At 37.2% G+C, this 12296-nt stretch carries 8 protein-coding genes; 4 read left to right on the forward strand and 4 right to left on the reverse strand.

Features of this window, described 5'->3' with window-relative positions; genetic code table 11:
* Positions 1 to 2: 2 nt before the first annotated feature.
* The 4 genes from CLV94_RS09080 to surE form a co-directional block, all read right to left on the reverse strand.
* A complete protein-coding gene (locus CLV94_RS09080) occupies positions 3 to 2033 on the reverse strand; it encodes a ComEC/Rec2 family competence protein (protein WP_121376072.1) in 2031 nt (676 codons plus the stop codon).
* Positions 2034 to 2069: 36 nt separating this feature from the next.
* A complete protein-coding gene (locus CLV94_RS09085; protein WP_121376073.1) occupies positions 2070 to 2735 on the reverse strand; it encodes a C40 family peptidase in 666 nt (221 codons plus the stop codon).
* Between the two features lie 293 nt (positions 2736 to 3028).
* Entirely contained in the window at positions 3029 to 4144 is a 1116-nt protein-coding gene (lpxB, locus tag CLV94_RS09090) for a lipid-A-disaccharide synthase (protein WP_121376074.1), read from the reverse strand.
* A gap of 28 nt (positions 4145 to 4172) precedes the next feature.
* Positions 4173 to 4955, reverse strand: coding sequence for a 5'/3'-nucleotidase SurE (gene surE, locus CLV94_RS09095; protein ID WP_121376075.1), 783 nt, complete (start codon positions 4953 to 4955; stop codon positions 4173 to 4175).
* Between the two features lie 273 nt (positions 4956 to 5228).
* Here surE and CLV94_RS09100 point away from each other — a divergent pair, with 273 nt between their 5' ends.
* The 4 genes from CLV94_RS09100 to CLV94_RS09115 all read left to right on the forward strand — a co-directional run bounded on the left by CLV94_RS09100 (position 5229) and on the right by CLV94_RS09115 (position 12286).
* Positions 5229 to 7469, forward strand: coding sequence for a carboxy terminal-processing peptidase (locus tag CLV94_RS09100; protein ID WP_121376076.1), 2241 nt, complete (start codon positions 5229 to 5231; stop codon positions 7467 to 7469).
* A 19-nt stretch (positions 7470 to 7488) separates the two neighbouring features.
* Positions 7489 to 8595 carry an ABC transporter permease gene (locus CLV94_RS09105; RefSeq protein WP_121376077.1) on the forward strand — a complete coding sequence of 369 codons (1107 nt, stop codon included), beginning with the start codon at positions 7489 to 7491 and terminating at the stop codon, positions 8593 to 8595.
* Between the two features lie 90 nt (positions 8596 to 8685).
* Complete coding sequence (locus tag CLV94_RS09110) at positions 8686 to 11325, forward strand: gliding motility-associated C-terminal domain-containing protein (RefSeq protein WP_121376078.1); 2640 nt, start codon at positions 8686 to 8688, stop codon at positions 11323 to 11325.
* 25 nt (positions 11326 to 11350) lie between these two features.
* Positions 11351 to 12286 (forward strand): PorP/SprF family type IX secretion system membrane protein, encoded by a 936-nt coding sequence (locus CLV94_RS09115; RefSeq protein WP_121376079.1) that lies wholly within the window; start codon positions 11351 to 11353, stop codon positions 12284 to 12286.
* Positions 12287 to 12296 lie beyond the last annotated feature (10 nt).

Raw genomic sequence — 12296 nt, forward strand, 5'->3', positions numbered from 1 at the left:
TTCTATTTAGATAAGCTATAAAATCCCTTTTCAACAGTTGAGTGAAAAGGGATTTTTTCTTTTTCACAAGTTGCTTTCCATCTCTGTGTATCCGTTCTGTAGTTTGAAGCATCTGCCACAATCATTTTGGGTCTGGATTCCTGAAGGACTCTTTCAAGGTTTATTTTAGGCGATTGTGTCATGATTACGATATCAGGATGTAGGCCTTTTGGAAAAACACCAAGACTGTCAACAATTAAAATCCTGTTTTTATTAAAATAGGCTAGATTTTGTATTCTTTCTGTTTTGCTGATATGACTGAAATTCCCAACTAGATAAGGTCTGATAATAAAATTTAGATTCGCTTCGGATAAATTGTTGTTCGTATAAACAACAATATTCTCTCCATTTCTTTCTACAAGAATTGTATTTCTTTTTGAATTAAATACAATTAATTCTTCTTGACTTTGGTTGAAGTACTTATTTCCAAAATAAGCCAGCTGTAATAAAATTAGACTACTCAGAGCAAAAGATAATCTCTGAAAATTAGGTTGTTTTACCCAAAGCACAAAGGCCAATATAAGCACATAACAAGCCACTAACATTTGCCAGCTAAAAGAAATATCTTGGAATATAAAAGATTCAAAGGAAGCTACCCAATTGATGATTTTGTTTAGTAGCGAGATGCTCCATTCTAAACTCTTAGCAAGAAAAGTCGGAACAATATCAAAAAAGGCCCATACTAGTACAAAAACGCCCAAGGCCAGAATAAAGCCGAGCAACGGAAGCACCAATAAATTCGTTATGAAGAACAATCCCGGGAATTGATGAAAATAGTATGTGCTTAATGGAAAAGTTCCGATCTGCGCTGCGAATGAAACCGTCAGGATGTCCCAGAAATATTTCAAAATCCAAGTTTTAGGTAGCCACACAGAAGAGAACAAAGGTTGCATCCATACGATAAAAAATAAGGCACAATAGCTAAGCTGGAAGCCAATGTCGAAAATAAAGGAAGGCTCAAAGAGCAAAATAAACAGCATCGACACAATTAGTGTATGGAAGATGTTTGTTTTTCTACGAGCATATTTTCCGACAGCGACAAAACTGAACATTACTACGGAACGCGTAACAGAAGGAGAAAACCCAGCGATTATCGCGAAAGCCCACAAAAAGGATAGAAGTATTGCAATTTTTATAAAATTACCCCATCTGGTTTTTGGCAATCCGCCCAAAAGAAATCCGATGAAAATCATGATGCAGCCTACATGGAGTCCGGAAACGGATAAAATGTGCACAGCACCTGCAAGTTGATAATCTTTCAGCAATTCAGGAGAAATGTCTTGCTGCTGTCCTAAGATCAAGGCTATGACAACATTGAGTTCTTCATTTTTAAAACCTGAACTTTTAAGATTTTTGATGATAGTGTTTCGAAATTCAGAGGCGTAATACCAAATGTTTTTATCAATCTTTTGGCTTACCTTGATCTCTGAAACATTCGCATATAGCTGACCATAAATTGATTTGTTGGCTAGATATTTCCTATAATCAAATTGGTTGGGATTGCTTGGCGCTCGGGGTTCCGATATCGTGCCGTATACATAAAGTCTGGAACCAATAGTAAAATCTTGTTTTAGCCCTTCTTTACTTATGCTCAACAAGATTTTTCCTTTGGCATTAGAAGTATCTATAGAACAAACCTTAGCAATATAACGTTCATTAGAAGCATTGCTTCTTAATTTCTCATGAAGGGCAACTTCTACATGATGGTCATCCTGGTCAATTTTGTGACTATAATGGTTTTTGAAAAATCGTTCGTTGTGAATAGCTTGCGTTGAGACGCCAATGCTGAAAAATACCAGATAAGCCGCTATTCCAAAATAGATTTTTTGCAAGAAATCTTTCTTGGAGAAATAATAGGCTATTCCAAAAATAATCAAGGAGGTGCTACAAAATAGTAAAGAAAATTTTGGGCTTGGTTCAGTGTAAAATGCGGCGAGTACTCCTAGAATAAACCAAATGGCGATTCTAGCTAACGGGAATTTCAGTATTTTCATAAAAACGAAAATACGAAAAATTAACAAAAAATGTAGTTATTGTTGGATAATTCTGTTAACCTGAGCAAATGTTCTTTTGTAGTACGGCTCATTTGTTGAAGAAACAACAACGCCTTTGCTGGTAGAAGAATGGATGAACTTTATCTCATCGCCTATTTTTTCAATGACAACTCCAACATGATTGATTACTCTTCTTCCATTAGTTCGAAAGAAAATTAGATCACCCTTTTTGATGTCGTTGGTATCAACTTTTTCGCCAACCATAGCCATGTCATGTGAGCTTCTAGGTAGTTTTATGTCAAAAAGATTAAAAACGGCAGTAACCATTCCTGAACAATCCATTCCTGCAGTTGTAGTACCGCCTCCGCGATATCTCACGCCTAGGAAATTCATGGCATTGTTAATTAATTGTAAGGAGATATAACTTTCAGTAGGTGTCGAAACAACAAGATCCGGATCTTCTTGTTCAACAATTACAGATTTTTTATTTTTAAGAGGTTTTGTGTTTTTTGAAACTTTTGCCTTTTCGGCAACTACCGGTGCTGGTTTTTCGGCAACGATAGTGTTTTTCTTTTCTGCAGGCTTTTCGTAAACTCCTTTTTTAAGAGCTTCCTTTTTAGTGGTAATAATTTGTGAGTGGCCTAATGTCGATACTAATAAAAGCAGCGGTAAGAACAGAAATAAGATTTTTTTTGCAGACATATTTTATTTTTTATTTTTCAGCAAAAACAAAGACTTAGGGGCGTATTTGCTTTAGATTTATTAATAAAATTCCGTAGAATTACTTGTTTTTCAAATGCTATAGTTTTAAATATAAACGAACAGATGACATGATTATTATATAACAGATTCCAAATATAATGTAAATTCTCTTAAATGGACAAAAATCTTATCAAGAAATTGTTAGTAACTATTTTATTAAAAGAATTTTTGACTTGAAATTAAGTTTCAATTGGTTGATTTTTAGCTTATTATTTTCGTGTGTTAAGTAAGTGTTATTTTTTAAGCTTATCAACAATCAATTGAGCTGTTTTCTCGCTGGCTCCAATGCCTCCCAGCTTTTTTTCTAAAATTTCATAGTCTTGGAGAAGCTTCTCTCTTTGGCTGGTTTCTAAGATTTTATGCAATTCCTTTTTAATCCTTTTTGGATTGCAGTCGTTCTGAATTAATTCGGTAACAACTTCTTTGTCCATTATCAAATTGACCAGCGATATGTATTTTAATGTGATGATTCGTTTGGCTATCTGGTAAGAAATCCAATTTCCTTTATAACAAACTACTTCAGGAACTTTAAACAAAGCTGTTTCTAAAGTAGCAGTTCCAGAAGTCACAAGAGCTGCAGAAGAAATGCTTAGCAGATCGTAAGTCCTGTTCGAAATAAAATGTACATTTTTGTTCTTTAAAAATTGCTCATAAAAAGAATATTCTTGGCTTGGAGCACCCGCAATTACAAACTGATACGCTGGAAAATCTTTAGCTACAGCAAGCATTTCCGATAGCATTTTAGCAATTTCTTGTTTTCGGCTGCCCGGCAAAAGTGCAATTATTGGTTTTTCATCTAGGCTAAACTCTTTTCTGAATGATTCTTCATCCACATGTTTTCTGTTGTGGATGGCATCAATCAAGGGATGGCCGACAAATGCTACAGGGAAATTATGTTTCTTCTCGTAAAAATCTTTTTCAAAAGGAAGAATGACATACATGAAATCAACATCTCGCTTGATCGCTTTGATACGATTTTCTTTCCAGGCCCAAATTTGAGGAGAGATATAATAGTGAGTCGGGATTCCGATTTCTTTTGCCCATTTGGCAATTCGCATATTGAATCCCGGGTAATCAATAAAAATGATAGCGTCTGGCTTAAATTCGGAAATGTCGGCTTTGCAACGTTTTATGTTGTTCAGAATCGTTTTTAGATTCATGACAACTTCTGCAAATCCCATAAAGGCTAGGTCGCGGTAGTGTTTTACTAAGGTTCCGCCCGCTTGCTGCATGAGATCGCCTCCCCAAAAACGAATTTCAGCTTGTGGGTCTTTTTTAAAAATGGCTTTCATCAAATTAGAACCGTGAAGGTCGCCTGATGCTTCTCCTGCAATAATGTAGTATTTCATATCTTGAACAATTTAAAACTGAACTGAATCAATTTTTGTCGTTTAATTTCCATGTGTTTAATGTCTGTATGGCATGGTGGGCTGTCAGGTCAAATTGTACAGGTACTAAAGAAATATAGCCGTGTTTTAAAGCCCATTCGTCGGTGTCTTCACCATTGTCTTGATTGATGAATTTTCCAGTCAGCCAGTAGTAATCACGCCCCATCGGAGAAGTTCTTTTGTCAAATTTTTCTGCCCACATCGCTTTTGCTTGCCTGCAGACTTTTATTCCTTTTATTTCTTTTTCCTGCAATTTTGGGAAATTTACATTTAGGATGACACCTTCTGGAAGACCGTTTTCTAAAACTTCTAAGGCAATCTTCTTGATGAACTTTTTGGTAGGCTCGAAATCAGCATTCCAGTCATAATTAAGTAGTGAAAAACCAATAGCAGGGATTCCTTCAATTCCAGCTTCAACAGCGGCGCTCATGGTTCCAGAATAAATTACGTTGATAGAAGAATTAGAGCCGTGGTTTATGCCCGAAACGCAAAGGTCTGGCTTTCTTTTCAAGACCTCATTCACGGCAAATTTTACGCAGTCTACCGGAGTTCCGGAACACGAATATTCGATATCGACATCATTTCCGACAGTTATTTTGTTGAGATATAAAGTATTGTTGATGGTGATGGCATGGCCTGTAGCGGATTGCGGGCTATCAGGAGCAACCACAACCACTTCGCCAATTTCTTTCATTACGCTGATCAAGGTACGGATTCCTGGAGCAGAAATTCCATCGTCGTTGGTAACTAAAATTAAAGGTTTCTTTCCCATTTTAAAGTTTTTGCCTGATTGTTTATCTTGAAAATAAAGACTTTATTGTTTTTTATGATGTAAAATTCGGACATGAAAATGACCTTCGCCGATTACAAAAATAACCTTTTTTAAAGTTTCTCAATGTTACAAAATTATATAACTTTGAAACTTGTAGAAATAGCCCTTCTGCAATGATTTAGACTTTTGACCCATCCAAATCATCTTTAACAAAAAATTATGCGGTTTAAAAAATCGTGGCATAATTTTTTCAGTAATTTAGAACAAAATTTGATGAATGCTATAATGGAGTTTATGAAAAGAAATTATAAGATATTATTGGTTGTAGTTGCACTTTCTGCAGCCTTATGGAGTTTCGTTCCAAGAGAAGTAAAAAATGACCCTGAAAAAGACAAGCTGCTTCTGGAGCTTTTGACATTTGTTATTGAGCGCGGTCATTATGATCCGGCAAAAATTGATGATACTTTTTCAAAAGGAGTTTACAAAGATTATTTGGAAGCAATTGATCCTTCAAAAAGATTTTTCCTTCAGTCGGATATTGACGAGTTCTCAAAATATGAGACAAAACTTGACGACCAGATTTTAGGCCGAGATTTGTCGTTTTTTGACTTGACGTATAATCGTCTGCTTCAAAGAATCGACGAAAGCAAAAAATATTATAAAGATATTTTATCAAAACCTTTTGATTATAAAAAGGATGAGACTTTCAATACCGATTACGAAGAACATTCTTATGCAAAGAATTCTAGTGAGTTGAGAGAAAGATGGTACAAGCAAATCAAGCTTTCTACCTTGTCTTCTCTTACGAATAAGCTAGAAATTCAAGAAGGTAAAAAAGCTTCTGACACTGACGAATTTTCAGATTTGACAGAAAAAGAAAAAGCGGATAAAGAGAAAAAACAAAAAGAAGAGAAGAAGGAAATCGAGAAAAAACCTTTTGATGTTCTCGAAAAAGAAACCAGAGAAAGCCAGCTGAAATCATTAGATGAATATTTCGGATTTATCAAAGACTTGGATAGAGACGATTGGTTTTCGGTTTATATCAATTCGATTGCTACACGATTTGACCCACATACTTCCTATTTCGCCCCAGACGACAAAGAGCGTTTTGACGTTAGCATGAGCGGAAAATTAGAAGGTATTGGAGCGCGTCTTCAAAAGAAAAATGATTTTACCGAAATTACAGAATTGATTTCTGGCGGTCCGGCTTGGAGAGGAAAACAATTAGAGCCTGGAGACGTAGTCTTGAAAGTGGGACAAGGTGACAAAGAGCCTGTAGATGTGGTAGGAATGAGAATTGATGATGTCGTTAAAAAAATCAAAGGACCAAAAGGAACTGAAGTTAGGCTTACGATAAAGAAAACAGACGGAACGATCAAAGTGATTTCTATCATTAGAGATGAAGTTGAGATTGAAGAAACGTATGCAAAATCAAGCGTTGTAGAAAAAGACGGAAAGAAATACGGAATTATCTATCTGCCAAAATTCTATATCGATTTTGAAAACGAAGATAGCCGCGATGCAGGAAAAGATATCGCCCTTGAAGTCGAAAGACTAAAACAAGCTGGAGTACAAGGAATTGTGATGGATGTCCGCGATAATGGTGGAGGTTCTTTAAAAACAGTTGTTGATATTGCAGGATTGTTTATCGATCAAGGACCGATTGTGCAAATCAAATCTGCAGGCAAGAAAAAAGAAATCCTATACGATAAAGATCCTAAAATTCAATGGGATGGTCCATTGGTAGTGATGGTAAATAGTTTCTCGGCTTCGGCTTCAGAAATATTAGCAGCAGCAATCCAAGATTACAAAAGAGGTGTAATCATAGGAAGCACGCAGACTTACGGTAAAGGAACGGTACAGAATGTTATCGATTTGAATCAGTTTGTACGCAGCAATTCTATGGGCGACTTAGGAGCTTTAAAAACTACGACGCAAAAATTCTATAGAATCAACGGAGGTTCAACCCAATTGAATGGTGTTTCAAGTGATGTTGCTTTGCCAGACCGTTATTCATATATCAAAATGGGCGAACGCGATATTGACAATGCGATGCCTTGGGATAAAATCGATGCGGCTGACTATAAAGTTTGGAACAAACAAAGCAATTTTGATCTAGCTGTAGAAAACAGTAAGAGAAGAATGGAACAAAGCGACCAATTCAAGTTGATTGAAGAAAACGCAAGATGGATCAAAGAAAGACAAGAAGAGAAAAATTTCAGTTTAAATATTGATAAATTCAAGCAAGAACAAGCCTCTCTTGAAGAAAAAGCTAAAAAATACAAAGCCATCACAGATTATAAAAACAGCTTGAAATTCACTTCATTGCCTTACGAAAATGAAATGATCAAGAATGATAATCTGCTAAAGGAAAAAAGAGATCGTTGGCACGAAAGCCTTTCCAAAGATGTTTATGTAGAAGAAGCGTTAAATGTTCTTGACGACTTGCAACCGAAAACAGCGATTAAAGGAACTGTAAATGTTAAAAAGAAAGATAAATTAGTGAAGTCGTAATTGGCTCAAGGATATTTTAATGAGTAGATCCACACAATCATTATCAAGAATAGCGCTCCAGAAGTTCAAAAAGAATTTCTGGGGCGTTTTCAGTTTTGGATTTATTCTACTGCTGATGCTCTTTTCGATATTTGCTTATGTCTTGGCGCCAGATAATTCCGAAAATGCGAATTGGGGTGACCTGACAATTCGCTCAAAAAAACCTGGCTTTGAAGTCAAGATGCTTTCCATTCCCCTAAAAGAAAAGATACAGTCTGGTTTTTGGGATTATTTTTTCGGACACGAACAAAAATTTTCAAAAGAACCAATTTCTAGCTTTATCATAGAAAAGGATAAGATTGTTTATACGCTCTATAGCGACGATCCAAAAGTTATCATACAAAAAGAAACAACTCTGAAAGATTTCCCAGGATATACTAATCTAGAAGACGTCTCAAAGGAATATATAAAAACTCAAAAATTTTATTTAGGAACCGACAAAGCCGGAAGGGATTACCTAAGCCGAATGCTTGTAGGATCAAGAGTTTCAATTTCTATTGGATTCGTAGCCGTATTCATCTCACTTGTTGTCGGCCTATTTTTTGGCGCCATTGGCGGTTATTATGGAGGAAAAGTAGACGCGTTTGTCATGTGGTTGGTCAATATTATATGGTCAATTCCCACATTGTTGCTTGTTATAGCAATCACTTTAAGTCTTGGGAAAGGCTTCTGGCAGGTTTTTGTCGCCGTTGGCCTTACGATGTGGGTAGAAGTAGCCAGGGTTGTGAGAGGCCAAATTATTTCTGTAAAAGAAATGCAATATGTTACTGCAGCAAAAGCATTAGGTTATAATAATTTGAGAATAATAGTACATCATATTCTTCCAAATATCATGGCGCCAGTCATTGTTATTTCTGCGGCTAATTTTGCTTCGGCGATCCTAGTAGAAAGTGGACTCAGCTTTTTAGGACTTGGCGCACAACCTCCTGTTCCAAGCTGGGGAGGAATGATAAAAGATTATTATGGCGATATCATTTTAGACAAGCCTTATTTAGCCATGGTTCCAGGAACCGCTATAATGTTACTTACATTAGCTTTTATGATGATGGGAAATGCACTTCGAGATGCGCTGGATGTTAAGAATTGATTACCATGTCTGCATTTTAACGTTTTTTTAATGTTATTTGGGTCTAGTGAAAAAAAATAATATATTTTTACTACACCTAAACTTAACAATATGAACCTGAAAAATAGTTGCCTTCCCCTAAAGGCTAGATTTTTTCGACTCCTGCTTTTTCTTTTTTTCTTTTTTTCTTATAATTCTATTAATGCCCAATGTGCCGGAGAAGATGCTTCTATAACGATTTGCAATATTCCAGATACGTCCACTCAAAGCATTAATCTTTTTAATCTTCTTGGCGGTACTCCTACAGCAGGTGGTACTTGGACTGATATTCAGCAATCAGGAGGGCTAAATACTTCGACAGGAATTCTTAACGTTTGGGGCGTTAATGAAAGTGACACCTATGTTTTTATATATACTGTAAACGACGCTTCTTGCGCTGATAATGTCGCTACAGTTACAGTGACTATCGGAGGCTATGCGGGAGTTGACAATCCAAATGCTTCTGCTTGTGATGATAACAGCAGCGTAAACTTATTTCAATTCTTAGGAAATTTTCCCAATCCGCAATTAAATGGCTTTTGGACCGATAACAGCGGAAGCGGTGCCTTAAGAAATCATCTTCTAGATGCAACGGTTTCCGGATTAGGAACTTTTTCTTTTACCTATACGATGCCAGCTATCGGATCTTGCCCTGCCGTTTCAGCAACGGTTGATGTAACGGTACATCCAGCTCCAGAGCCCGGTGAAACATCAGATTTGATTCTGTGTGATTCTGATGATATGTCTCCTTATACCAATCTCAATCTGCTAGACTATATTTTCGGACAAGATCCAGGTGGGAAATGGTCTGAATCAGGAACATCTGAATTATCAGGCCCGCAAGATACTTTTATCAATGTCCAAAATATCTATAATACCTTTGGCCCGGGAGAATACGGATTTACTTATACAGTTCAGCCTTCACATCCGGTCTGCAATCCTAAATCTTCAACGGTAAGAATAATCATAGAAGAGCAGCTAGATTTTACAGGCTCGACATTAGTAGTTGCATCAGATATTTGCGAAGATGAGATAGGAAGAGCAACTTTTGTGGCAACGCTAACTCAAGGGGCTGAAGACATACCTGACGGGAGTTACAATCTGCAGTACCAAATTACCGGTCCGATTCCTTCAGGAAATACGATATTGGTACGATTTATTGATGGTGTTGTGACATTTCCAATACCAGCTATCTCCTTTCCGCTTGTAGGCGCCTATACTGTCAGTATCGTAAATATCCATGAAACTACAGGTTATAATGCCTGTGACCATATCATAGGGGACATTTCAGATATTTTGAATGTATATCCATTGCCTAAAATTAATGCAGGCACTTTGACGATAGACAATGCCTGCGAAGATTCCGATGTTGAAGTACAGCTTTCTGGGAATACAAACTTAGCAGATGGAACTTATCGCATTACATATAACCTAAACGGAAGCAATTCGGCTACAGCACAGCAAGTCATCATGACCGTCGTTGGAGGAATAGGCACTTTTATTATTCCGTCTAACCTGCTTACAGTCCAAGGCAACACTACAATTATCATAACTCATATTATAAATCTTCAGACGCTTTGTGAAAATACAGCTTCTTTATCTCAAGGGTTTTTGATATTGCCAAAACCAGACGTTGCAAATGTCAGAGTTGTCATTAATGATGTTTGCGAAAATCAGCCTGTCATTGCTACTCTTTCTGGATTTGTAAACCTGTCCAGCGTCCAAATAACCTATTCTTTAAGCGGAGCCAATACGGCTACAGCAACTGCGGTATTTTCAGTGGTAAGCGGAACTGGAAGCTTTACCATACCAAGTAACTTGCTTTTGAATACGGGAACGACAACTTTTACAGTTTCTGAAATAATCAACACCGAAACCACATGTGGCGTTTCAAATCTGTCTATTACCGACAGCTTTGTCATCTACAAGCTTCCAGAAATTCCAACTACGAGCAATAGGGAATTCTGTATCAGTGAAAATGCTACAGTAGCAAACCTTGTTCCTAACGGACCACAGTATGCTTGGTATGCAGAAAACGGAACATCGCCATTGAGCAGTACGACTGTTTTGACATCAGGAAATTATTATGTTGCTGTAATTTCTTCTTTTGGATGTGTTTCCCAGAAAGCGCTGGCCGTAGTTACAATAAACGATATTCCAGCACCAACATTGGATGCGGGAGGAGAAAATTTCTGCGGATTGGATTCACCAGCACCGACTCTTTCTGATTTGGCCGCCAATGTAAACGGCTCAGGAACGATACTTTGGTTTGATGCGTTGCAGAACGGCAACCAGCTTCCAAATTCGCAAGCATTACAAGACGGAATGACTTATTATGGATTTGATTCCTCAACAGCTTCAGGTTGTGTTTCAGAAAATGCCTTGGCTGTCACAGTTTCATTATCAGATTGCGATGGAGAAGAATACGAATTGATGATTCCCGATGGTTTTTCGCCTAATGGAGACGGAACAAACGACACATTTAATATTCCGAATATCGAATTTTTGTTTCCAAATTTCACCTTAGAAATCTACAACCGCTACGGCAATGTCATGTATAAGGGAAATCGAGATACCCCCGATTGGGATGGAAGAAGTAGTCAGTCAGCAATAATTGATGGCGTTGCTCCAAATGGAGTCTATTTCTATATTGTTAATTTCAATAAGGATAATAAGCCTCCACAACAAGGACGACTTTATTTAAATCGATAATATACTCATCAATAATCTGAACCAGATGAAACAAATACTACTTCTTATATTTCTTATAAGCTTTTTAAATAAAGTAGCAGCACAGCAAGATCCGCAGTATACTCATTATATGTACAATATGAGCGTGGTGAATCCTGCGTATGCAACTGCAACGCCCGAAGTCCTAAATTTAGGAGGACTATACAGAACGCAGTGGGTCGGAGCAGTCGGAGCGCCAAAAACATTTACCTTTTTTGCCCATGCTCCCGCCAGCAAGAATGTCGAATTGGGTCTTTCCTTTATTTCTGACGATATTGGGGATGGAGCTAAAAAAGAAAACAACATTTTTGGCGATTTTGCTTATGTCCTGCAGTTGAATGACAAGCACAGACTTTCGCTTGGATTAAAAGGCGGAGTAACTATCTTCGAGACTAATTTTAATGGTTTTGTACTGGAAAGCGGCTCAAATAGCACAGATCCTGCCTTCGATCAAAATATCAATAGTGTTTTTCCAAACCTAGGCGCGGGAGCTTTTTATTTTACAGATAAATATTATATAGGCTTGTCTGCACCAAATCTTTTAGCAACCAAACATCTGGAAGAAAAACAGGGAATCAATAGGTTCGGTTCCGAAAATGTTCATGTTTTCTTTACGGGAGGCTATGTTTTTCAGATAAATCCTGACTTGAAATTAAAGCCGTCATTTATGGCAAAAGGCGTAAAAGGTGCTCCGGGAGTTGTTGATGTTTCAGCGAATGTCTTACTGTACGACAAATTCGAATTCGGACTTTCCTATCGACTGGATGATGCTGTCAGCGGCTTGTTTAATATCAACGTCACGCCAAGCCTTAGGGTCGGCTATGCTTACGATTACACCGTAACCAATTTAGGAGATTTCAATTCAGGAACCCATGAAGTGTTTTTGCTGTTTGATATCAACTTTATGAAAAAAGGCTATGACAAATCTCCAAGATTCTTCTAAAATGCAACGT

The sequence above is a fragment of the Flavobacterium endophyticum genome (assembly GCF_003634455.1).
GTDB classification, from domain to species: Bacteria; Bacteroidota; Bacteroidia; order Flavobacteriales; family Flavobacteriaceae; genus Flavobacterium; species Flavobacterium endophyticum.